Here is a 23517-nt window from a genome sequence, read left to right as displayed (position 1 = left end):
CCTTCAGGCGGTTCGACGCCTCATACGCCAGAGCCAGAGCAGTGTCATCCCCGCCCAAACCGCCGCCAGACCAAACCAGGTTACGGCGTAGCCAAAATGATCATTTGGAATGCCGGCACTTGATACGGGCAGTGGCGTGACTGTCTGATCCGCTTCGCCGGTTTCGGCCACAATGATTAGGACCGGATCGGTGTTGAGGTGGCGGGCCAGTTTGGTCACGTCGCGCGCAAACCAGATATTGCCAGTGACATCGTCGTCGGGGGTGAAGCTGTCGCGCTCCTCCGGCCAATGCAGGTTGCCGACAATCGTGGTTTCGATCTTGGGGCGCTGCACGTCCTTGCCCGTGGTCGGGATATACCCGCGATCCACCAACACCCGGCGATTATAGCTGGTAACGAAAGGAGAGATCACACGATAACCCGCGCCCCGCTGTTTGGTCGAGACCAGAACATGGACCTCTTCGGGCAGAACGGTCCCCGTTGCGCGGATGGCCAGAAAGCGATCAGCCTCCGGGTCGGGTTTGGCCGGGATCGCCTGGGGAGGCGCCACAATCCGCTGTTCGATCTCTGCCAGGATGCCTTCTTTCCAGGCGAGCCGGTCCAGTTGCCACTGCCCCAGCCAGCCCAAGACGCCAACACCGGCCAGACCAATCAGAAGGGGGATCACGAACCGCATGATATGTTCTCCAATGGAAAAGGGCGCGTCGCCGCGCCCTTCTTTTCTATGGAACTGCCGGACGGCGGTTACGATCCCCAGATGTAGATCGCACCAAACAGGAACAGCCAAACCACGTCGACAAAGTGCCAATACCAAGCAGCCGCTTCGAACCCCATATGGTTGGTCGGGCTGAAATGACCCTGGCGCAAGCGCAGGTAACATATGAACAGAAAGATGGTGCCAACGATCACATGGAAGCCGTGAAAACCGGTCGCCATGAAAAAGTTCGCGCCATAGATGTTCCCGCCAAAACCGAACGCGGCATGGGTGTATTCATAGGCCTGAAAGAAGGTGAAGATCACGCCCAGAACAACGGCAAGGATCAAACCATTTGCCATATCTTTGCGGTTGTTTTCGTGGACCAGTGCGTGGTGCGCCCATGTGGCGGCGCAGCCAGAACAGAGCAGGATCAACGTGTTGATCAGCGGCAGATGCCAGGGATCGAAAACTTCGATCGAAGGGGGTGGCCACTGCCCTTCGGAGAAAGTGTCCATCGGATAGAGCGCGTGTTTGAAGAAGCTCCAGAACCAGGCCGCAAAGAACATGACCTCGGACATGATGAACAGGATGAAGCCGTAGCGCAGGCCAATCAACACAACCGGTGTATGGTCACCCACCCGGTTTTCAACGACCGTTTCGGCCCACCAGCCGTACATCACGTACAGAACCAGCGCGAGGCCGATCAGGAAAACGAACGGCTGGTTGTTCGACACGTTGGGCGACATCCACAAGACGGCGCCAAACAGCATGATGAACCCGCCGAGCGCGCCCAGAAAGGGCCACAGGGACGGCGGCAGAATATGGTAATCGTGGTTCTTCTCGTGTGCCATCGGCGTCCCTTTCGGCTTATCGTAGCTGCGTGCCATCGCCATCTTCGGCGAGGGCGGCCTGCTCTTCCGGCAGGTCAATCTGGTAGAACGTGTAGGACAGGGTCACTGCCTTTGCGAATTTCGCGTCCGGATCATCGACCAGTTCGGGGTCGATGAAAAAGGTCACCGGCATCTGCACCCGCTCGCCGGGCTGCAAAATCTGCTCCTCAAAGCAGAAGCAGTCAATCTTCACGAAATAGGAACCCGCATCAAAGGGCGCCACATTATAGCTGGCCGATCCGGCGACGGGTTCATCGGTTGGATTGTAGGCTTCGTAAAAGGCCAGGCCGGTTTCGCCGATGCGCAGATCCATCGACCGCTGCATGGGTTTGAAATGCCACGGCATGTCGCGTTCCTTGGATGCATCGAAGCGCACCTTGATCACGCGGTCCAGCACGATGTCGGATCCGGCATCAGCGGTATTGGTCGTGCCGCCATATCCCGTTACCCGACAAAACCAATCGTAAAAGGGGACGGAAGCCCAGGCGAGCCCCCCCATGACCAAGACCAAACTGGCGGCCTGCATCACTGTTTTCGTCTTGGGATCAAGATGTGCCATCATTCCGTCTGCTCCAGCATCGGGCGGCGCACGTGGTCAAACTTTTCCACGTTATGGCCCAAGGTGACCTTCACCACCGACAAGCCAAAGACAATGCCGATCAGCCCGACAAGCAACAGACCCACACCCAAATTGCGACCGCGGCGGCGTTGATGCATTTCATGTTCGACCTGGATCATATCCACCCTCCCCAAAGGCCTAGCGATTTCAACAACGTATCCGTAAACAGAGCTCCGAAATGCAGGAACAGATAGATCAGCGACAGCTTGAACACTTTTTTCTCGATGGCATAGTCATCTGCCAAGGCCATCTCAGTGTCCCGCGCCATGATCCGCCAAGCGCCCTGCAGGAACAGGCCATTCAGCACCAGCGCAGTCAGCAGGTAGATCGGCCCACCGATCGAGGTGAATGCCATACCCACGGCAAAGATCGCCAGAACAACCGAATAGGCAAAGATATGACGGCGTGTCGACGGATGACCGTGGGTGACGGTCAGCATCGGAACGCCTGCATTGGAGAAGTCGTCTTTCATGAACAGGGCCAGGGCCCAGAAATGTGGGGGCGTCCACAGGAAGATAAGCATGAACATGCAGATCGCCTCTACAGAAACGCTGCCAGTAGCCACGACCCAACCGATCATTGGCGGGAATGCTCCCGCGGCACCACCGATCACGATGTTCTGTGGCGTCCAGCGTTTCAGGCCCATCGTGTAAATCACGACATAAAAAAAGATGGTAAAGGCCAGCAGGCCGGCCGCCAACAGGTTGGAGGCCAGCGCCACCATGATGACTGCCAGGCCGCTTAACGCGAGGCCAAAGCCAAGAGCCTCTCCCGGCGTGACTTTACCGGCAGGGATGGGCCGTTTCGCCGTCCGGCGCATAACCGCGTCAATATCGGCGTCCCACCACATGTTCAGCGCGCCTGAGGCTCCGGCGCCGATGGCGATGAACAAAATGGCCGTGAACCCCACCATCGGATGCACGCCCACAGGCGCAACCAGCAACCCGATCAAGGCTGTAAATACGACCAGTGACATCACCCGGGGCTTTAGGAGATTGAAGTAATCCTTCAGCTCTGGATCGTCGGTGCGGACTGTGTAAAGGCTGGCATCGGTCATCTATTCAGGTCCAGCCCGCTTAGTCAGCCGAGGCAACGGTGACGTTCGGCGATGTGCCCGCGTATTCCTCAACCGCGCCTTCCAACCATTTGGCATAGGCCTCTTCGCTGACCACTTTGACCGTGATGGGCATGTAGGCGTGCTGTATGCCGCAGAGCTCAGAGCATTGTCCGAAATAAACGCCTTCTTTCTCGGCCTTGAACCACAATTCGGCAATCCGGCCGGGAATGCCGTCTTGCTTCACGCCAAAGGCCGGGATTGTCCAGCTGTGGATCACGTCACCGCCGGTAACCTGCACGACAACCGTTTTGTTGACAGGCACCACCATGGCCGTGTCAGTCGCCAACAGATAGGTATCGTCGGTATAGCCGTAGTCAGCCAGTTCTTCGCGCTGCAGCATGATGCTGTCAAAGGCAAATTCATGTTCGGGATATTCGTAACCCCAGTACCATTGATACCCCGTCGCCTTGATCACAACGTCGGCTTCGGGAATTTCCTGCTGTTTGAACAGCACCGGCAAAGAGAACGCCCCAATGAAAACAAGGATGAGGATCGGAACGACTGTCCACGTAATCTCTAGCGGGGAATTGTGCGTGAAGGTGGCCGGCTCTTTGTTCTTGGATGAGTTGAACGCCCAGGCAGCATAGGCCAGCAACCCGGTCACGAACAACGAGATGATAGTGATGATCACCAGGACCATGCCATCCAGCCATTGCAGATCGCGCGCCAATTCGGTGACGGCTTCCTGAAATCCGATTCCGGCGGGTGCGGGTTTGCCGATCACCTCAAGGTCGTTGGGGGTTTCCTGCGCAAAAACCATCCCACCCACGCTGATGGTGGTCAGCGCGGCGGCTCCGCGGGCGATCATCCTGGAAAGGTGCATACTCACGTCCTGTTCGATGGGGCCATGTTGGCCCACTCCCATGGATCCGTTCACGCAAGCATGCCGAACCCGTTGTTCCCTGTCGGGCACAAACCATATTAGGATGAATAAGTTCAAGCACACCCTTTGCGGCATTCAGCCGCGACGCCACCAAAGGACCCCAAATGACCCAGTCTTTCCGCCCATTTGAGACCAAAGTCGATGAGGCCACCGCGTTAAAAGTGTTGCGCGATGCCACCGCGGGCGCCGATGACGGGGAGTTATTCCTGGAACGCAGTCGGTCCGAAGTCGTCTCGTTCGACGACGGTCGGGTCAAAACGGCCAGCTATAACGCATCGGAGGGCTTTGGCTTGCGGGCCGTTCGCGGGGAAACCGCAGGCTACGCCCATTCGACCGATATCAGCGAGACGGCCCTGCGCCGCGCTGCTGAAACTGCCCGTCTGGCCGTGGGTGAGGGCGGCGGCACATTGGCCGAAGCGCCGCAAGCCACCAATCGCAAGCTCTACGGCGACGACGATCCGATCGCGGGCGCGACTTTCCCGGTCAAGATCGAGACATTGCGAGAGATCGATGCATTCGCCCGTGAACTGGACAGCCGCGTGGTTCAGGTCTCCGCCACCCTGGCAGCAAGCCTGCAGGAGGTGACGATCCTGCGCCCCGATGGCGTCCGCGTCGCGGATACACGCCCCATGAGCCGTCTGAATGTAAGCGTCATCGTCGAAGAAGATGGCCGCCGCGAACAAGGTGGCACAGGCGGCGGAGGACGGCTGGGCGTCGATGGTCTGATCGCCCGCGACGGCTGGGAAAAGATGACGCGCGAGGCGCTGCGCATCGCATTGGTGAACCTTAAGGCAGAGCCTGCCCCGGCCGGCGTGATGGATGTTGTGCTTGGCCCCGGATGGCCCGGCATCCTGCTGCACGAAGCAATCGGCCATGGGCTGGAAGGTGATTTCAACCGCAAGAGAACCTCTGCCTTTTCCGGGTTGATGGGGGAGCGGATCGCCTCAAAGGGCGTGACGGTGCTAGACGATGGCACCATCCCCGACCGACGTGGCAGCATCACCGTCGATGACGAAGGCACGCCGTCTGGCAAGAACGTTTTGATCGAAGATGGCGTTCTGGTCAATTACATGCAGGATCGGCAAAATGCCCGGCTGATGGGGGTCGCCGCAACGGGCAATGGCCGCCGTCAAAGCTTTGCCCATATCCCGATGCCGCGCATGACGAACACCTACATGTTGAGCGGTGACAGCGCACCTGCCGATATCTTGGCCGATCTCAAGGATGGCATCTACGCAGTGGGCTTTGGTGGCGGGCAAGTCGATATCACGAACGGCAAGTTCGTCTTCAGTTGCACCGAGGCCTACCGCGTTGAAAATGGCAAGGTCGGTGCACCGGTCAAAGGCGCCACCCTGATCGGCGACGGGGCCACGGCGCTCAAGCAGATCCGCGCCATCGGCAACGACATGGCGCTGGATCCCGGCATCGGGAATTGCGGCAAGAACGGTCAATGGGTGCCGGTGGGTGTGGGTCAGCCGACCCTCATGATCGGCGGTCTGACCGTGGGCGGTTCGGCCGCCTGACCCGGTGCGGGGCGCCAGAGTTTTCAAACGCGCACGCCCCGCGCCCCGTAAATTTACCCGCCGTTAACCAGTCCTGCTTAAACACGATTCTTGTAAGCGGACGGAGCGACGACGGCGTGGATTTGTTTTCTTCCCCACCCCCCCTCGCACCACCCACCTCGGAAGAAGATAAGCTGTCGTGGCTCCGTCTCTTACGCTCCCGCCGGGTTGGCCCGGCCACCTTCCACCGATTGATGGCAGAGACGGGGTTTGACCCGCAGGCAGCATTGGATCTGTTACCGGGCATTGCCGCCAATGCTGGTGTCGACCGCTACACGATCTGCCCGCTCCCCGTCGTGGCCAAGGAATTGTCGATGGGACGCAAGGCGGGCGCACAGCCGCTGTTCCACGGATGTGCAGGCTACCCCACCACATTGATGGATTTGCCCGATGCCCCGCCGGTCCTTTGGGCCCTGGGGCGGGTTGAGATGTTGACCCGCCCTGCCCTCGCTCTGGTCGGTGCGCGCAATGCCTCCTCTTCCGGTGGGCGCATGGCACGGCAGATTGCGCGGAATCTGGGCGCGGCGGGCTTCATCACCGTTTCGGGCCTGGCGCGCGGGATCGACCGCGCCGTTCATGAAGCGTCGCTGGACACCGGCACAATCGCTGTCGTCGCAGGTGGCATCGACATCATATACCCTGCCGAAAACGCGGATCTAACGGCCAAGATCGCAGAGACCGGTCTGGTCCTGTCAGAGCAGCCACCGGGCCTGCAACCGATGGCCCGTCATTTCCCGAAACGGAACCGCATTATTTCGGGCCTGTCACAAGCCGTGATCGTGGTGGAGGCGGCGACCAAATCGGGCAGCCTGATCACCGCCCGCAACGCGCTGGATCAAGGGCGGGAGGTCCTGGCCGTGCCCGGCCACCCCTTGGATGCGCGGGCTTCGGGGTGCAACCTGCTGATCCGTGACGGCGCAACCTTGGTTCGGGATGCAAAGGATATCATCGCGTCCCTCGGCCCGATCGCGCAACCGACCGTTCCGTCGCCTATACCTGCGCCTGTCGCCCCAAAAATCACCCAGACAGATGGCCCCATCCGCGACCACATCCTGCAAATGGTCGGCCACGCCCCCGTCGCCGAAGATCAATTGGCCCGTGATCTGAAGTTGCCCCCTCAGGCCTTGGCAAGCGCGCTTTTGGCGCTGGAACTTGACGGCACAATCGGGCGTCAACCAGGCGGGCTGCTGGCCCGGCTGAATTGAAAACCAACCTGCCCATTGCAGCGTCAGCCCAGCCAAAAACGGCCCGCCCCGACCCCGGATCGCATGTCGGCGGTTGACAAGCCGCCATGGGCGCTCACATCTATCGCGGCTTGAGGCCCTTTTGTCCAAGGAAGAAGTTCCATGCCCGTCGTCGTCGTCGAGTCGCCTGCTAAGGCCAAGACAATCAACAAATATCTCGGCAGCGATTTCACCGTTCTGGCGTCATACGGCCATGTCCGCGACTTGCCGCCCAAGGACGGATCAGTCGATACCGACCATGATTTCGCGATGAAATGGGAGATCGCGATCGACAGCCGCAAGCATGTCAAAGCCATCGCCGATGCGCTGAAAGATGATAACGCCCTGATCCTCGCCACCGACCCGGATCGCGAGGGAGAGGCGATCAGTTGGCACCTTGAGGAGGCGCTGCGGAACCGCAAGGCGATCAAGAAGGACACCCCCGTCAGCCGCGTGGTGTTCAACGCGATTACCAAGACCGCCGTGACCGAGGCGATGAAAAATCCCCGCCAGGTCGATATGGAACTGGTGGAAGCTTATCTGGCCCGCCGGGCACTGGACTATCTGGTCGGCTTCAACCTGTCGCCGGTCCTGTGGCGCAAGCTGCCGGGCGCGAAATCGGCGGGTCGGGTACAATCGGTTTGCCTGCGTCTGATCGTCGAGCGGGAGATGGAGATTGAGGCGTTCAAGCCGCGCGAATACTGGCAGGTGCGCGCGATGCTCGACACGCCGCGCGGTCAAAGCGTCGAGGCCCGCCTGACTGTGCTGGGTGGCCAGAAGCTGGACCGCTACGACATCCCGACCCAGGCCGCCGCCGAGTTGGCGGTGCAGGCCATCACCTCGCGCGCGCTCAGCATCAAATCGGTCGAGGCCAAACCCGCCAATCGCAACCCCTCTGCCCCGTTCATGACCTCGACCCTCCAGCAGGAGGCCAGCCGCAAGTTTGGCATGGGCGCGCGCCAGACGATGAGCGTTGCGCAGCGCCTGTATGAAGCCGGTCACATAACCTACATGCGGACCGACGGAATCGATATGGCGCCCGAGGCCGTGACGGATGCCCGCGACGCGATCACCGCGCGATTTGGCGACAAATACGTCCCCGAAAAGCCCCGCATCTACAAAAACAAGGCCAAGAACGCACAAGAGGCCCATGAATGCATCCGCCCCACAGATATGACCAGCGATGCCGATGCGCTCAAACTGACGGATCCCGATCAACGCAAGCTCTATGACCTGATCTGGAAGCGAACCCTGGCCAGCCAGATGTCGGCGGCCCGACTGGAACGCACGACGGTCGATATTGGGTCTGCGGACGGTCAGGTCGAATTGCGCGCCACGGGTCAGGTCGTGATGTTTGATGGGTTCCTCAAGATCTATGAAGAAGGCCGCGACGACGATAGCGCCGATGACGATGACCGCCGCCTGCCCCAGATGGCCCAAGGCGACGCGATGAAACCGGCTGCGGGCGCCTACACTGCCGATTTCGCCAAATCAGAGGGCACGCCCACCGGCGATGACATTCGCAAAACCGGCAGCGCCGTTATGTCTGCCGATGCCACCACCTTGGGCAGTCAGTCCTTCACTCAGCCCCCGCCCCGCTATACCGAGGCAACCTTGGTCAAGCGGATGGAAGAGTTGGGCATCGGTCGCCCCTCCACCTATGCCAGCATCGTCACCACGATCCAGGACCGCGAATATGTTCGCAAGGACAAGAACCGCCTGATCCCAGAGGATAAGGGCCGCTTGGTCACGGCCTTCCTGATGAACTACTTCAGGCAATATGTGGGCTATGACTTCACCGCCGGGCTGGAGGAGGAGCTTGACCATGTCTCGGCTGGCGATGCCGACTATAAGGAAGTGCTGTCCAAGTTCTGGCGCGATTTTTCAGCCGCCATCGCCGAAACCGCCGAACTTCGTATCACCGAGGTGCTGGAAAAGATCAACGAGGTCTTAGAACCGCATCTCTTCCCGCCCAAGGAGAATGGCAGCGACCCGCGCCTCTGCCCCAATTGCGAGGTTGGGCGGCTTTCCATGCGCACGGCACGGTCAGGCGGGGCGTTTATCGGTTGTTCGAACTACCCCGAATGTCGCTACACCCGCGCTTTTGGCCCGCCGGTGGAGGGCGAAGATGCCAAAGGCGGCATCCCCCCCGAAGGCAAGCATTTGGGCGATGATGCAGGCGACAAAATCTATGCCTTCAAGGGCCGGTTCGGGCCTTACGTCCAGCGCGGCGATGTGACGGAGGAAAACAAGAAACCACCCCGTCAGTCGATCCCCAAAGGATGGACGCCGGAAGAGGTTGAGCTGGAAGGTGCGCTGAAACTGCTGGCTCTGCCCCGCGAGATCGGACCCCATCCCGAAGATGGTGTGATGATCTGGTCCAATATCGGGCGCTATGGCCCCTACCTGAAACATGCAGAGACGATCAGCCACAAGGGCGGCACCAATGCCAATCTTGAGGAGGTCGAGGATGTCTTTACCATCGGGATGAACCGCGCGGTGGAGGTTCTGGCCTCCAAACCCAAGCGCGGCAAACCCGCCCCCGCCACGCCGTTGCGCGAATTGGGCGAACATCCAGAGCTCGGCGGGCCGGTCAACGTCATGAAAGGCCGGTATGGTCCTTACGTCAAATGGGACAAAATCAACGCGACCCTGCCGAAAGAAACCGAACCGGACCAGGTGACCATGGCACAGGCGGTGGAGTTAATCGACGCAAAGGCCGCCACCAAGGGCACCCGCAAGAAGGCCGCACCAAAGAAGAAGGCCGCGGCCAAGAAACCTGCCGCGAAAAAGGCGGCCGCCAGGAAAACCTCGAAAAGCCCGCCTGCAGCCGCCGAATAGCGTATCAGGCGGCGGGCACGGCAATCGTGACCTTTGCCTGAACCAACGCGCCATCCGCGATCAATGCCCGGTGATCTTGCCCCCGCAGGATTACCGTGATCCGGTGCCGGCCCGGCGGTAGCCAACCCAGATCGACGATCGGATGATAAGCTGACGCGACCTTGACCCCGTTGCGCACGATGTGGGCATGACCCACGGCCAGCGCCTGCGCGTCGGCCACGCAAAGGGTGGTGAACCGGAAGTCACGCGCGCGGATCTGGAGCTGCCACCGGCCCGAGGGCAGGCGATAGGGCATCAGCATGATCTCGGGCACAGCTTCCCCGGTGGGGAGTTCAAGAAATACAGACCGCGGTGGCCCTGCATCCGCGTTGATCCCAGGCAAGACGCCTGCCACCCCGAGAAGCATGGCGAAGATGATAGCACCCGCGCCACAACGCAGCCCCTCCTGATGCCGAGGGCGCTCATTGGCCCAAAGGTTTTGACCCGCTGATAGGATGCGATAGGCGGCAAAGCTCAGGCCCCGGCTCATGCCACCGCCCCCCGCATGGATCGCAGGCGCCTCCGACTGGGAAAGGGCAAGGCCCGCCCCGACAAAGCCAGAAGGATCATAGCGCCATAAAGGTTAGCGTGGAAAAGCGGAGTCTCTGACAATGCGACGGCAAAGATCGAGAATGCCGCGATGAGCAACACAGCGACGGGTCGGACCAACCGCCCCAGGATCAGCAGGATACCGCACACAATCTCGATCCCCGTCATGATCAGGGCCACAACCGGCAATGGCAGTCCGAATGTGGGCAGGCTGCTATGCTTGACGATGGCAATCAGCAATGTCGGTTGCGTCAGCTTGTGTACCACGGCCAGATAAACGAACCCGGCCCCGATCAGGATCTGAGCCAACCGCCACAGGCCTTGCTCCCGCCCCGGGGACAGATCCACCCAACCGTCGCATCCCAGCATCCGATCACAGGACAGCGCGCCCCCACCGGCAAGTATCAACATCAGCCCGGGTGCCGCGAAATGGGGCGCATAGGACAGAAAAATATAGCCAAAGACGACGATGCCCAGGCCCGACAGGAGGATCAACAGACAGCCCGCCCAGCGCGTGAAGGCCCCTGACAGCAAAAACAGCGCAAGCGCGACCTGCACTACCGCCAGCCAACCCCATCCCGGGACAAGGCCCAGCTGCATGTCTGGTACAAGGAATGTGGGCTCCGTCCACGGCGCGGTTCCATGTCGGGGCAAGCCGCCCAACGCTGCCAGGATCAACATCAAGGCGAGACCAATGCGCAGCACCAATGGCCCCACCGACAAGGCGCAGCGCACCAGGGGCGCCGTCCAACGCGCCTCGGCCGCGGCCAACATGTGCTCAACGCGCAGGGCTGCCCATGTAATGGCGCCGCCAGCCAGGGCGGCGAGGCCCAGCCACAGATGGCTCGCAAACAGATTGGGCATGGGTGCGGCGACCAGCGCCTCAATCTCCGCCGGTGTGAGCAGCCACGCCTCGTGGGCTGGCGCTCGCGCGACAAGGATGGGAATAATGAATACGGATAAAAATCCGGCCCGAACCGTCGGGCCATTGGGTAGAATAGGCATCGGTTCAATCCAAAACGTTAAAAATGAAGAGCCCGAAATGGGCGTGTTCAAACAAGGTCACTCAAAATTCGCGGGCACAGCACCACCGGTCGAAAATTGACCGGCTTTGGTGCGATGACCTGCATACCGCCACATGATACCCCAAAATGCTGCCCTGCAGCGGGAAAAAAGCGCCAGTGAAACGTTAATAAAGGCAAGGCCGGGTCAGAAATCGGCGGTAATCGCGGCCATTGCCAGCCGATTGACCTTTGCATGGGCCTGCGGCACAACGCGGTCGACGCAAGGAAACAACGGGGATGACGCAATGAAAAAGGTCTGTAGCAATGCGGCTGAAGCGCTAAATGGCGTTCTGTTTGACGGCATGTTCATCGCCGCCGGTGGATTTGGCCTGTGCGGCATCCCCGAACTGCTGATCGACGCCATCAAGGAGGCCGGGACAAGGGACCTGACCATCGCCTCGAACAATGCGGGCGTCGATGATTTCGGCCTTGGCGTTTTGCTGAAAACCCGGCAGGTCAAGAAAATGCTCAGTTCCTACGTGGGCGAGAATGACACCTTCATGCAGCAATACCTGTCGGGCGATCTGGAGTTGGAGTTCAATCCCCAAGGCACCCTGGCCGAACGGATGCGCGCAGGCGGCGCGGGCATTCCCGGTTTCTACACTCAAACCGGCGTTGGCACTGTGATCGCCGAAGGAAAAGAGCACAAGGATTTCGACGGCAAGACCTACATCCTGGAACGCGGCCTCATCGCGGATCTGGCCATCGTGAAGGCGTGGAAAGCCGATGAGCAAGGCAATTTGATCTACCGCAAGACCGCGCGCAACTTTAACCCCTCTGCCGCGACCTGCGGTAAGGTCTGCGTGGCCGAGGTCGAAGAGATTGTGCCAACAGGCAGCCTTGACCCCGACCTGATCCACACCCCAGGCATCTATGTGACCCGTCTGATCAAGGGCACTCATGAAAAGCGGATTGAACAGCGCACCGTGCGGGCCGCCTAGGGCAGCTTTAGGGGCGGCAGCGTTGTCAACGTGATGCCAAGGATGCTGACGCGGCCATTGCGGATCGTCACATCCAGGTTGACGTCCTGCCCTAGACCAACGCCGACCAACCCGCTGACAAAATTCCGTGCCGATGTATGGGCACCATCCGGATCCAGCACCGCCAAAGCCCCCTCCAGATCCGGCGTCGTGACGGTCAGGGTGCCATTGGCGCGCCCCAGACTATCGACTTTGGCCCCGCCGGTAACGCCCAATTGCAGGGAACCCCAGTCCAGATCGGCAGCCGTGATGTTGATCTGGCCCGGGATTGCGCCGCTTTGCGAAAGGCCCAGCGGACGATCCATCACCACCGTTGCACTGAATGCCACTGACCCGATCTTGCCAGGCAAACCCAACCCGGCCAGATCAGCCAACATTCCATCGGGCAGGACCAGATCCTGGGTTTCCAGCGCCAGATCATAGGATTTGCCGCCATCATGGGTGACCCGCGCCCCCGCCTCCGTCAAAAGGATGCGTAGGCTGTCATCCTCCACCAGTGCCAGGGCCTGTTCGGTCACCACCGCAGATCGATCCGAACGCATGACGCGGTTGGGTTCGTTCGTCTTGGGCGGCTTCATCCATTTTCCCGCAGTCCGGTCCAATGGTGAAGCACCCCCGGCCACCGGGTCTGCCGCTCCGGATCCACTGGCAAAAACCGCCGCAATAACGACCGCACATCGCAGCAAACGCATCTTTATCCGCCCAAATGGCGCCCCCTCGGCCAAGCTGCAGCTATCGCCAAGCCAAATCAAGCCGATCAGTTCGGGACAATCTCCGCCAACTGAGCCGATTGTCCCCGCGATCTGGTCATACATACACCGACAAACGGCCTGTTGAGCAGGTTTTGGCCCCAACCTGTCCGCGGACACGGGCGTGGTTTCGCCGACCATCTGACCGCCAAGTCAGTGTTATTGATTTGTCAACCAGTGGTGATGACGCTTCCAGCCAACACCCATGCGCAATTACAGCGCAACAAGATCGCCAAACAAAATCCGGGACAGCCGCCATGGACAACACCACCTACGACGTTTCATTCGTCAGCCCGACAACGATCCAGATCCGGTTCGAACTCGGCACCGTCAAGGATGCGGTGCAAACGACCGATATCCCCGACGGTGTCACGCCCAACCCAGATAACGGCATGGTCTGGCAGGATGGCCGCCATCTTGGTCGGGTGGCAGGGCCCAATGGCGAATATTGGATGCCGTTTGATGATTACTTGGCCTCCCCCATAGACGATCTGTTCGACATCACCGAACAGCGTGGGACGCGACAGGCCGAGGTGGACAAGGTTGGCAAATGGACGGTTACAGTTGATGGCACTGAGGTCGGGATCGACGGCATTTCCCGCAAGGCTAACATCCTGGAGACCGCGGAATACGACTGGTACAAATTTAAGTTCGCGACCGCCCAGCACGTCTTCATCGAACTCGATGCGCCGCTGGATACCGGCGACAAGCTGAACATCACCTTTGATGATCCGGATTTTGAGGCGGTAAAGGCCACTTATGCGCGCAACACCATCTCGGAAGCAATCCATGTCAACCTGACCGGGTTTGACCCCGATGATCTGGTCAAGAAAGCCTATCTGAGCAGTTGGAACGGATGGGAGGTCGACGGGACGGTCAAGGAAGGCGGCACAGCCATCGCCGCCGAATTCACGCCGGGCACCAAGTTCCGGGTCGTCGATGCCAACTCAGGCAAGGTCGTCCTGACTGACACGATCAAAATGGCACAAGCGGCGGAAACCAGAACGGATTTCGAACGCAACTACCAAGGCACTGATGTGTGGTCGATGGACTTTTCCCGCCTCGATATGACTGGCGACTATTACGTACGGGTCGATGGTGTGGGCCGGTCGCAGACCTTTTCAGTCGGCGAAAGCCACTGGGACGATCTGTTCGATGTGTCCTTTTCCGGGTTCTACCACCAACGATCCGGCATTGAACTGACCGAGGAGTTTACCGAATGGACGCGCCCCCGGTCGCTCCACCCCGATGACGGGGTCAGGATACAGGCAACCACCGTCGACATCTATGACACGACCGAAGGAAAGGGTGGAACGGACCCCTTCCCCCTCTTTCCAGAAAACACGACCGGCGAGATTCTGGAAAACGCATGGGGCGGCTGGCATGATGCAGGCGACTGGGATCGCCGCACCCAGCACCTGGAAGCTGCGCGTAAACTGGTCGAACTGGTCGAGATCCAGCCGGACTGGGCGGCCAAGACCGATGGCCGGATCCCCGAAACAGGCGGCAGGATTCCCGACCTGCTGGACGAGGCGATATGGGGCGCCGAGGTCTTTCGCCGCCTACAAACCGATGAAGGGGGCGTGCGCGGCGGAATCGAAAGCGCGGGCCATCCGCTTTATGGCGACGGATCCTGGGGCGAAAGTCAGGAGATGTATGCCTATGCCCCTGATATCTGGACCAGTTGGGAATATGCGGCAACCGCGGCCAAGATCGGCCATGCCCTGAACACCTATGATCCGGGTCAGGCCCAGGGTTGGATCGACAGCGCCATCGCCGCCATGACTTGGGCCGATGCCCGCATCCCCGCCGATATGGACTATACCCAAACCGAATCGCGCAATATCGCAGCCCTTGAACTTTACCGCGCCACAGGTGCCGAAACATGGCACGACATCTTTCTTCAGACGACCAGCTATGACAGCGCGTCCGTTGATTGGCGTGAGCATCAATACGAGGCTGCATTCCTTTATGCCCGCATGGACCTGCCCACCGTGGATAAGGCGATCCAGGCCAATGGCGTGGCCGATATGCAAAGGGAAATCGATCTGCTGGACAACATCGGCAGCAAGAGCGGTTTTGACTATCTGACCAACCCTTACGGCAATTACGGATGGGGCAACACGGCGCAGCAGCCCAACTATTCCGCTGATATGGTCTTGCGGATGTACCACCTGACCGGCGACAAGGCCCTGCTGGAAACGGTGCAAAAGGACGTGCAGTACACGCTGGGCGCCAATCCGCAGAACATGGTTTTCATGACGGGCATCGACGGCGTGCGTGGCCCCGAAGAGATCCTGAACGTCGATGCCGAAACCTTGGGTAAGGCCCCGCCCCCCGGCATCACAGTTTACGGCGACTATAACATCTTTGACTATGGCAAGGGGTTTTACCACGACGTCATGTATAACGATGTCTGGCCCAATTTCTGGCAAAGCCCGGTTTCCGAAAGCTTCAATGCCTATTCGATCTTTGTCCCATCGACGGAATATACCGTGCAGCAAGGCATCACTGACATGACCTATGTCACAGGCTACCTTGCCGCGCTGGATGATGATGCGACCCCTCCGCCACCGCCGCCTCCCCCACCCTCTGAGGAAGGGCAGATCTTCAACGGCACGAACGGTAACAATCGGGTCACCGGCACCGATGGTGACGACACGTTCAGGATGCGCAACGGTCGCGATATCGTCGATGCCGGCGCGGGTAATGACGTCATCAAACTGGGCAAGGGCAATGACACGGCCAATGGCGGCGCGGGCAATGACACGATCTATGGCGCCCGAGGCAATGACTACCTGCGCGGCGATGGTGGGGATGACACCCTGATCGGCGGCGTCGGCAACGAGTTTCTGACAGGCGGCGCCGGGCGCGACACCTATGTTTTCCGCCGCGGCGATGATCGGGACGTGATCAATGATTTCGAGGCCGGGCTGGACATCATCGCCCTAACGGGCTTTGGTGCCAATGCCGCAACGCTGATTGACGATTTTGGCCAGCTGAACGCTGCCGGAACCCAGCTTAAGATCGATTTCGGCCAGGGTGACATCCTCATGGTCCGCAATGCCGATGGTCTGACCGCGGCCCAGGTCGAAGCGGCCATCGATATAGCCTAAACACTTGGGCGGTTGCACCTTCCCCCTCCCCGGGGAAGGCGCTAAGACAGGCCCATGTCATTGGGAAATACACTGGCGAATGCGTGCAGCTGCACCGCAGCACCGATACGGGGCCTCGGCCTAGCGGGCTGTGCTTTGCAATGACCAGCACCGCCCAAAGTAAACTTCTGAGCCTCATCCTGCGGCATGAGCCGGCCAAAGCTGGCCTGACGCTCGAACCCGGCGGATGGGTCGTGATCGATGACCTGCTGGATGGCCTGAACAGGCTGCACAAGCCCATGACCCGCGCCGAACTGGATCTGGTCGTGGCCGAAAGCGCCAAGAAACGTTTAACAATCTCCGACGACGGCAGCCGCATTCGCGCAGCGCAGGGCCATTCCGTGCCCATCACGCTCGACCTGCCCGCCGTGGTATCACCGAACCAGCTATATCACGGGACAGCGACCCGCTTTCTGCCTGCCATCCAGAACGACGGCCTAAAGCGCATGTCCCGCCCGCACGTGCATCTCAGCCGTCCCGCTGACACAGCCACCAAGGTGGGCCGGCGGCACGGGACACCGACCATCCTACGCGTCCAATCGGCCCGCATGGCCACGGACGGACACGAATTCTTCCAAGCGGATAATGGCGTCTGGCTCACCGCCCAGGTGCCACCTACCTACCTGATCTTTGAAGGGAGCCCCTAATGCCTTGGGACCGCAATCAGATGGCCGCGCGCGCCGCGGCAGAGCTCGAAGACGGGATGTATGTCAATCTCGGCATCGGCATCCCGACCTTGGTGTCAAATTACATCCCAGATGGCATCGACGTCACCCTGCAATCCGAAAACGGGATGCTGGGCATGGGCCCCTTCCCGACCGAGGATGACATCGACCCCGACCTGATCAATGCAGGCAAGCAGACCATCACCGAACTGGACCGGACCTCCTATTTCAGCTCTGACCAAAGCTTTGCCATGATCCGCGGCGGCAAGATCGCCATGGCGATCCTGGGTGCCATGGAAGTGGCCGAAAACGGCGATCTGGCCAACTGGATGATCCCTGGCAAACTGGTCAAGGGGATGGGCGGCGCCATGGATCTGGTCGCCGGTGTGGGCCGCGTTGTCGTGGTGATGGATCACGCCAACAAGCGCGGCGAAAGCAAGATCCTGAAGGCCTGCACCCTGCCTCTGACCGGCACCGGCGTCGTGGACCGGATTATCACCAATCTGGGCGTCTTTGATGTGGTCGAAGGCGGGCTGAAACTGGTGGAGCTGGCCGATGGCGTGACAGAGGATGAAGTCCGCGCACAAACCGAAGCCACCCTAATATGACCGACGCGCCCCAGATCACCCGGGAACATGGAGAGGCCAAAGGCCGCTACACCCTGGTGATCGACGGGCACGAGGCGGAACTGACCTATTCAATAACCTCACCTACCCTGATCATCGCCGACCATACCGGTGTGCCCGATGCCCTGCGCGGCACCGGCGCCGGTTTGATGCTGGTCAAGCGGCTGGTGGAGGATGCCCGCGCCGAGGGTGTCAAAATCGTCCCCCTCTGCCCCTTCGTCAATGCCCAGCGCCGCCGCCACCCCGACTGGGCCGATGTCTTTCAATAAGATAGTCTGCCATACCATTTCCGCAAAAAGGGGATCGTCCACTTGAAACGATCATGTGTTCATTTGCTCTGCGCGTTCGCGGTATTGGTCAGCCTTGTGCCTGACGCTGTTGCCCGTGACATCAAATGGCGAAACAGCGCGGGCGGCAATCTCTACTTTCCGTATACCCAGAAACTCAGATTATCGAGCCAACTTGGCACCGCCCAAGTTGCCCCGGAAAATGGAACCCTGTCTGGCTGCCCGAGACCGGGAAACGCCCTCCGCGTTGACCTGGCTGTAACCGATCCATTTGGTGTCTGGGGACGTTATCGGGAGTTGGAAAAGCGCGGGGCGTCAACATTCGTGCGGGTTCGGCGCGGTGCTGATGTGAAACAGGAACAGACCGCAACATCCGATCAGGCTCGACATTTCCGACGCGGTGCGGGACGGCCAACCTTTGGCCCCTTGACTCTTTCCGGACAGATTTCGATCTGCGCCACGGGCCTCAAACTCGATGTGATGGGAGGATGGATCCAGGCAACCGGTCAGGTCGGAGCCTACGATTTTGATATAAAAGAAGATCTAACCGACCTTCATGCAGACCATGATGCAGAGATCTGGCTGGCTTTTGATACGCAAGCTCAGTTGCCGGTTACGATGCGGCCTCGCCGTGCGCTTACACCGGAATCGGCGACAAGCTATGGCAACTTGCAGGTTCACATCGACGCATTTCCGGTCGAGCTAACGTCTGATCGCGATGGCATCGAGCAGATTACCGAGAATACGCGTCTCAACATCGCCTTTACCGTGGTGGAGCCGGCCGCTCTGCAATAACCAGCCTGGTTTTGCAGGATCAGGTCATGATCATCATGAACAAGATCTCTGAGAACGCGTCTTCCACCTATGCTGTCATCTTGGCAGATCGGATCAAGCTGGCAATGTCGCCGGCCACATCCTTGCGCATCTCTCCCTCCCTCGGGGTGTCCCGCAACGTCGTGAACCAGTTTTTCGGCGGGATACGGCCCCGGCGGTGATCGGCCCAGGTCAAAGCGCGCAGCACATGCTCGGCTTCACCAGGCAGCCGGTCCGGCAACTCAAAACCGTTGAGCGTGGCCCAAACGCCGGTCCAAAGGCGGCCAACGGACCACGGGTTGTAGCCGCCACCGCCCAACACCAAGTAGCGGGGTGCAATGTATTTCAGCGCTGCGACAATGGCCCAGTGCGCGTTGTTTGACAGGGCGAGGCGTGACAAAGGGTCCTCCTCCACCGCATCGGCGCCGCATTGCAGCACCACGGCCTCGGGCGCGAACCCTTCGACCAGCGGGACGATCAACGCGTCCCGGATCAATGCCATCTCGGTATCGTTCAACCCGCGCGGCACCGGCAGGTTCACGGTCGTTCCTCGCCCTGTCACACCTAACGGGCCCGTCCGGGGCCACCGCCCAACCTCGTGGATCGAGATCATCAAAACGTCTTCATCCTCGGCAAAGGCATGTTCCACCCCATCGGCATGGTGCGCGTCGATGTCGACATAGGCCACGCGCCGCACGCCTTGCCGCCGCAAGCTGAGGATCGCCAACACGGGATCGTTCAGATAGCAAAACCCGTTGGCCCGCCCTGGCATCCCGTGATGGGTCCCGCCTGCCGGGTGATAGACAACGCCCCCTTCTGCCAGCAACTCTCCCGCCAGCAGCGACCCACCGGCAGAGGTTGCAGGCCGACGGTACACCTCGGGGTAAACCGGGTTTGACGGCGTACCGATATTGAACCGCTCCCGCTCGGCCCGGGTGACGACGCCTTGGACCTCGGCCCTCTGGAGCGCTTCCAGATAGTCCGGGTGATGCCAGACCCGTAGCGCCGCCGGTTTCGCCCGCGGGCTGACCCGGTACTGCGTGGCGGGCAACCACCCCAACGCCCGAGACAGATCCATGACGGTCGAAACTCGCGGCACCCGCAACGGATGCCAATCACCGTAACTCGACCCGCGATAAATCTCATGACCCAGAAAAAGCGGTTGTTTCTGCGTCAAATACCTCGCCTCCGGTCACTCAAACCACATTTTACAGAAAATAGCGGACGACTCAGGGTTTCAACGGGACAACCGTCCGTAATCCCGTCATACTTGTGATTTACAAGTGTATTGGGCCTATATAGCCCACTTTGAATGGTCAATCGCACCCTTCGGGAGGTGTGCAACATGTTGGGGAAAAGCGCGGTGAACCTTTACCGGGTCGCACAAACACCAATCACCGTGACAAAGGGCGGAAAGCGGGACATCCGCACCCAGTTTGGCGCGATCTGCTACCGCCTGGTTCAAGGCAAACCGCAGATCCTGCTTGTGACCAGCCGCACCCGCAAAAGATGGATCATTCCCAAGGGTTGGCCCGCGGACGGGTTGACCCCGGCACAAGCGGCATCGCAGGAGGCATGGGAAGAAGGCGGCGTCAAAGGAAAAAGCCACGGCCTGTGCCTGGGCATATATGGCTATGTCAAGGAACTGGGCCCCAGCGACACCCTGCCTTGCATTGTCGCGGTCTATCCGCTGCGGGTCAAAACGATGTCAGATACCTACCCCGAAAGCGGCCAGCGCCGCCGCAAATGGTTCTCCCAGCGCAAGGCGGCGCGCAAGGTCGACAGCCCGGAACTGCGGGAGATCATAGATCATTTCGACCCGCGTTTCCTGCGCTGATCCCGCATCACCGAACGCAGTGTCGTGACAGCAGGGCCATTGATTTTCCGGGCGGCACGCTTAGTGTCCCAGCGATGATTAAGTACCGCCTTAAATGTTCCGCCGACCACGCATTTGACAGCTGGTTCGCCTCCGCCAATGCCTTTGACAAGCTACGCGCGGCGGGTCACCTTTCCTGCACCATCTGTGGAGATACCGATGTCACCAAGGCCATCATGGCCCCCCAGGTTCGGGCCGCCAAAGTCACCGATCTGGCCAAACCCGACACGGATGCAGAACGCGCCTTGCAGGATCTGCGCCGCAAGGTTGAAGAAAACAGCGAATATGTCGGCACCTCCTTTGCGACAGAGGCGCGCGCGATCCATGACGGGGACGCGCCAGAACGCGCGATCTATGGGGAGGCCAAACCGGCTGAGGCCATGAAACTTGTCAAGGAAGGCGTGCCCATAGCCCCCCTGCCCTTCATCCCCGAACGAAAGACCAACTGATGACCGTCCTGATTACCGGCGCCAATCGCGGCATCGGCCATGCCTTAGCAACCCGCTATGCCCAACGCGGCCTGGTCATTGGCACCTATCGCACCGCGCCGCCGGATGACACGCCCGAGACGCTGAGCTGGCACCAGCTTGACGTGGCACAGCCCCAAAGCCAGGCCGCCTTATGCCACAAACTGGACGGCCATCCGATTGAATTGCTGATCTGCAATGCCGGCATCTATCTGGATAAGGGCGAAAACCTGGCCGATGGCTACCCCGTTGATCAGTGGGAGCAATCCTTTGCCAGCAACGTGACCGGTGTCTTTCTGACCGTCCAAAACCTGCTGCCCAATCTGCAGGTTGCAGGAACGGCCAAGATCGCAATCATCTCGTCTCAAATGGCGTCCTCCACGCGTGCGCCGGGGGGCAGTTATATCTACCGCGCCTCCAAGGCCGCGGCCCTCAATCTTGGCCGGAACCTGGCCACCGACCTCAAGGGGCTGGATATCGCCGTGGGGATCTATCACCCCGGCTGGGTCCGCACCGATATGGGCGGCGACAGCGCGGCGATATCAACGGATGAGGCAGCGGATGGTCTGGTGAACCGCTTTGATGCCTTGTCGCTGGGCACAACGGGATGCTTTGAAACCTGGGATGGCCGACCCCACGACTATTGATAGCGGGCAAGACCCGGGTCATCAGCTACCGGTTAGGGATCCAAACCTGCCACCCAGACGCCGCGTTCATACTTTGGTGGCCAGATCCGTCGGCGTGACCTGCCGCCGCTTCACCCTCGCCTCCCGCCAAGTGATGAAGCTGACCGCCCCCAGGATCAGCACCCCACCGGATACGACCCAGGCATCGGGGGGTTCATTGAAAAACAGCATGCCCAGCAGGGTCGCCCACACCAGCTGCAGAAACGTGACCGGTTGGCTGACCGCGACCGGGGCCGCTTGAAAGGCCAGCGTCATGGTGTAGTGCCCCGCCGTCGCAAAGGCCGCGACCAGGAACAGCAACCCCAGATCACCCCATGTGACTGGCACCCAGACCGCCCAGGCAAAGGGGGCCAACCCGATCGTGACCGTAACCGAAAGATAGCCCACCACCACGGCAGGAGAGACGAGGCCCGACATCCGCTTGGCAATCAGATATGACCCGCCCATCGCAACAGCCGCGACGATCATGGCGATATGGCCGGGATCCAATTCCCGGAACCCGGGTCGCAAGATCAACAGCGCCCCGCCCAATGCCACCGCAATCGCGGCGATCCGGCGGACGGCCAACCGCTCTCCCAAAAACAGAGCTGCCCCCACCGTGACATAGACCGGCGCCATGTAGTTTAGCGCCGTGACCTCAGCGATCGTGATCTGCGTCATTGAAAAAAACCACAGCATCACGCCCAGCGTGTGGGCGGCACCGCGCAACCCAAACAGGGCCCAACCCGTTCGCCCGATCTGCGCACGCCACATGGGCCGCAGCATCGGTATCAAAAAGACCAATCCCAAGGCATAGCGCAGGAAAGCGGCCTCCGCCGCCGGGACCCGGTCGCCAAGCGATTTCACAATGGCCGTAACGGCCACGAAATTCAGCCCTGTGACCAGCATCCAGCCGACGGCCACGACCGGACGGTTCGATTTGGGAAGATCCATGGCGCCACAGAACCCCATGCAGCGTCGGGCTGCAAGCCGCGCTCAGCCAATCAAAAGCTTTGCGGCGATGGCCCACATGATCAGCGCCACCACCACATCCAGCACGCGCCAGGCCGACGGGCGTGCAAAAGCAGGCCGCAGCAATCTTGCCCCATAGGCCAGGCTGAAAAAGAAAACGAACGAGGCGGACATGGCCCCAAAGGCAAAGGCCAATCGCGCACCCTCATATTTGCTGGAAATGCTGCCCACCAAGACCACCGTGTCCAGATAGACATGGGGGTTCAGCCAGGTCAGAGCCAGGCAAGTCGCCAGGACCGGGCCCAACCGTTCAGCCCCATCTTCAGCCGCCGTCAAAACACCGCCGCCGCGCCACGCCGATCTTAACGCCAACGCACCATAGGCGATGAGAAAGGCAGCCCCGCCATAGGTCAGTACCGGCACAAGGCCCGGCACCGCCGAAACGATGCTCGCAAATCCCGCCACGCCCACGGCGATCAGCAGCGCATCCGATACCGCACAGGTCAGCGCCACCGCCAGAACATGGCTCCGCCGCAAACCCTGCCGCAAGACAAAGGCGTTCTGCGCTCCGATAGCAAGAATCAGGCTAAATCCAAGCCCAAAACCATGTAGGGCTGCAACGGCCGGATTGGCAAATACCATAGGTTGTTTCCAGGTTTCCGGTTACGAAACGATATTCATGAATGCATTAAATTGAACGCCGAAACCATCGTCTAATTGATTCATTTTGGCCACTAACTTGACTCATTTTCGGCGGCGGCGTTAATTCGCCGACAATA

24 protein-coding genes are annotated in these 23517 nt (G+C 60.2%); 12 read left to right on the top strand and 12 right to left on the bottom strand.

Annotated elements, in window-relative coordinates; all coding sequences use genetic code 11:
* Positions 1 to 3: 3 nt before the first annotated feature.
* The 6 genes from IU397_RS04880 to coxB form a co-directional block, all read right to left on the bottom strand.
* Positions 4 to 675 (bottom strand): SURF1 family protein, encoded by a 672-nt coding sequence (locus IU397_RS04880; protein WP_204411303.1) that lies wholly within the window; start codon positions 673 to 675, stop codon positions 4 to 6.
* 68 nt (positions 676 to 743) lie between these two features.
* Entirely contained in the window at positions 744 to 1547 is an 804-nt protein-coding gene (locus tag IU397_RS04875; protein ID WP_204411301.1) for a cytochrome c oxidase subunit 3, read from the bottom strand.
* Positions 1548 to 1563: 16 nt separating this feature from the next.
* Positions 1564 to 2145 carry a cytochrome c oxidase assembly protein gene (locus IU397_RS04870; RefSeq protein WP_204411485.1) on the bottom strand — a complete coding sequence of 194 codons (582 nt, stop codon included), beginning with the start codon at positions 2143 to 2145 and terminating at the stop codon, positions 1564 to 1566.
* Entirely contained in the window at positions 2145 to 2324 is a 180-nt protein-coding gene (locus IU397_RS04865) for a hypothetical protein (protein WP_204411299.1), read from the bottom strand. Before IU397_RS04865 ends, IU397_RS04870 begins: the two co-directional genes overlap by 1 nt.
* A complete protein-coding gene (gene cyoE / locus IU397_RS04860) occupies positions 2321 to 3262 on the bottom strand; it encodes a heme o synthase (protein WP_204411297.1) in 942 nt (313 codons plus the stop codon). Before cyoE ends, IU397_RS04865 begins: the two co-directional genes overlap by 4 nt.
* A 19-nt stretch (positions 3263 to 3281) precedes the next feature.
* On the bottom strand, positions 3282 to 4082 hold the full coding sequence (coxB, locus tag IU397_RS04855; protein WP_239479620.1) for a cytochrome c oxidase subunit II: 801 nt from the start codon (positions 4080 to 4082) through the stop codon (positions 3282 to 3284).
* A 227-nt stretch (positions 4083 to 4309) separates the two neighbouring features.
* On the opposite strand from coxB, the gene tldD reads away from it, so the two are divergent.
* The 3 genes from tldD to topA all read left to right on the top strand — a co-directional run bounded on the left by tldD (position 4310) and on the right by topA (position 9831).
* Positions 4310 to 5728 carry a metalloprotease TldD gene (gene tldD, locus IU397_RS04850; RefSeq protein WP_204411294.1) on the top strand — a complete coding sequence of 473 codons (1419 nt, stop codon included), beginning with the start codon at positions 4310 to 4312 and terminating at the stop codon, positions 5726 to 5728.
* A gap of 116 nt (positions 5729 to 5844) precedes the next feature.
* Entirely contained in the window at positions 5845 to 6972 is a 1128-nt protein-coding gene (dprA, locus tag IU397_RS04845) for a DNA-processing protein DprA (protein WP_370541609.1), read from the top strand.
* 141 nt (positions 6973 to 7113) lie between these two features.
* Positions 7114 to 9831 carry a type I DNA topoisomerase gene (topA, locus tag IU397_RS04840; protein WP_204411289.1) on the top strand — a complete coding sequence of 906 codons (2718 nt, stop codon included), beginning with the start codon at positions 7114 to 7116 and terminating at the stop codon, positions 9829 to 9831.
* Positions 9832 to 9835: 4 nt separating this feature from the next.
* Here topA and IU397_RS04835 read toward each other — a convergent pair whose 3' ends face one another.
* On the bottom strand, positions 9836 to 10360 hold the full coding sequence (locus tag IU397_RS04835) for a hypothetical protein (RefSeq protein WP_204411287.1): 525 nt from the start codon (positions 10358 to 10360) through the stop codon (positions 9836 to 9838).
* Positions 10357 to 11424 (bottom strand): DoxX family membrane protein, encoded by a 1068-nt coding sequence (locus IU397_RS04830; RefSeq protein WP_204411284.1) that lies wholly within the window; start codon positions 11422 to 11424, stop codon positions 10357 to 10359. The genes IU397_RS04835 and IU397_RS04830 overlap by 4 nt, the downstream gene beginning before the upstream one ends.
* A gap of 304 nt (positions 11425 to 11728) precedes the next feature.
* On the opposite strand from IU397_RS04830, the gene IU397_RS04825 reads away from it, so the two are divergent.
* Positions 11729 to 12424, top strand: a complete 696-nt coding sequence (locus tag IU397_RS04825; RefSeq protein ID WP_204411282.1) for a CoA transferase subunit A — start codon at positions 11729 to 11731, stop codon at positions 12422 to 12424.
* Here IU397_RS04825 and IU397_RS04820 read toward each other — a convergent pair.
* Positions 12421 to 13155 (bottom strand): DUF2125 domain-containing protein, encoded by a 735-nt coding sequence (locus IU397_RS04820; RefSeq protein WP_204411280.1) that lies wholly within the window; start codon positions 13153 to 13155, stop codon positions 12421 to 12423. The two genes, IU397_RS04825 and IU397_RS04820, sit on opposite strands and share 4 nt — an antisense overlap.
* Positions 13156 to 13469: 314 nt before the next feature.
* Here IU397_RS04820 and IU397_RS04815 point away from each other — a divergent pair, with 314 nt between their 5' ends.
* From IU397_RS04815 to IU397_RS04795, 5 genes are all read left to right on the top strand, one after another.
* The gene (locus IU397_RS04815) at positions 13470 to 16328 is read left to right on the top strand and encodes a glycoside hydrolase family 9 protein (protein WP_204411277.1); all 2859 of its coding nucleotides are present in this window, start codon (positions 13470 to 13472) and stop codon (positions 16326 to 16328) included.
* Positions 16329 to 16468: 140 nt separating this feature from the next.
* Positions 16469 to 17014 carry an RNA 2'-phosphotransferase gene (locus tag IU397_RS04810; protein WP_204411275.1) on the top strand — a complete coding sequence of 182 codons (546 nt, stop codon included), beginning with the start codon at positions 16469 to 16471 and terminating at the stop codon, positions 17012 to 17014.
* On the top strand, positions 17014 to 17640 hold the full coding sequence (locus tag IU397_RS04805; RefSeq protein ID WP_204411273.1) for a 3-oxoacid CoA-transferase subunit B: 627 nt from the start codon (positions 17014 to 17016) through the stop codon (positions 17638 to 17640). Before IU397_RS04810 ends, IU397_RS04805 begins: the two co-directional genes overlap by 1 nt.
* Positions 17637 to 17927 (top strand): GNAT family N-acetyltransferase, encoded by a 291-nt coding sequence (locus IU397_RS04800; protein ID WP_204411271.1) that lies wholly within the window; start codon positions 17637 to 17639, stop codon positions 17925 to 17927. The genes IU397_RS04805 and IU397_RS04800 overlap by 4 nt, the downstream gene beginning before the upstream one ends.
* Positions 17928 to 18425: 498 nt before the next feature.
* Entirely contained in the window at positions 18426 to 18740 is a 315-nt protein-coding gene (locus tag IU397_RS04795; RefSeq protein ID WP_204411269.1) for a hypothetical protein, read from the top strand.
* A 67-nt stretch (positions 18741 to 18807) separates the two neighbouring features.
* Here the strand turns inward: IU397_RS04795 and IU397_RS04790 are convergent, their stop codons facing one another.
* On the bottom strand, positions 18808 to 19935 hold the full coding sequence (locus IU397_RS04790) for an acetoin utilization protein AcuC (RefSeq protein WP_239479593.1): 1128 nt from the start codon (positions 19933 to 19935) through the stop codon (positions 18808 to 18810).
* A 168-nt stretch (positions 19936 to 20103) separates the two neighbouring features.
* On the opposite strand from IU397_RS04790, the gene IU397_RS04785 reads away from it, so the two are divergent.
* The 3 genes from IU397_RS04785 (at position 20104) to IU397_RS04775 (ending at position 21748) form a co-directional block, all read left to right on the top strand.
* Positions 20104 to 20595, top strand: coding sequence for an NUDIX hydrolase (locus IU397_RS04785; RefSeq protein WP_204411268.1), 492 nt, complete (start codon positions 20104 to 20106; stop codon positions 20593 to 20595).
* 74 nt (positions 20596 to 20669) lie between these two features.
* A complete protein-coding gene (locus IU397_RS04780) occupies positions 20670 to 21083 on the top strand; it encodes a DUF1178 family protein (RefSeq protein WP_204411266.1) in 414 nt (137 codons plus the stop codon).
* Positions 21083 to 21748, top strand: a complete 666-nt coding sequence (locus IU397_RS04775) for an SDR family NAD(P)-dependent oxidoreductase (RefSeq protein ID WP_204411264.1) — start codon at positions 21083 to 21085, stop codon at positions 21746 to 21748. The genes IU397_RS04780 and IU397_RS04775 overlap by 1 nt, the downstream gene beginning before the upstream one ends.
* 66 nt (positions 21749 to 21814) lie before the next feature.
* On the opposite strand, the gene IU397_RS04770 is transcribed toward IU397_RS04775, so the two are convergent.
* Both IU397_RS04770 and IU397_RS04765 read right to left on the bottom strand, forming a co-directional pair.
* On the bottom strand, positions 21815 to 22720 hold the full coding sequence (locus tag IU397_RS04770; RefSeq protein WP_239479592.1) for a DMT family transporter: 906 nt from the start codon (positions 22718 to 22720) through the stop codon (positions 21815 to 21817).
* A 42-nt stretch (positions 22721 to 22762) separates the two neighbouring features.
* Complete coding sequence (locus IU397_RS04765) at positions 22763 to 23380, bottom strand: LysE/ArgO family amino acid transporter (RefSeq protein ID WP_204411262.1); 618 nt, start codon at positions 23378 to 23380, stop codon at positions 22763 to 22765.
* Positions 23381 to 23517: the final 137 nt, after the last annotated feature.

Origin of the sequence: Actibacterium sp. 188UL27-1 (genome assembly GCF_016901225.1) — a bacterium.
Lineage (GTDB): Bacteria > Pseudomonadota > Alphaproteobacteria > Rhodobacterales > Rhodobacteraceae > 188UL27-1.
Note: the sequence above shows the minus strand (reverse complement) of the source record. Positions and strands in the feature narration are given on the sequence as shown.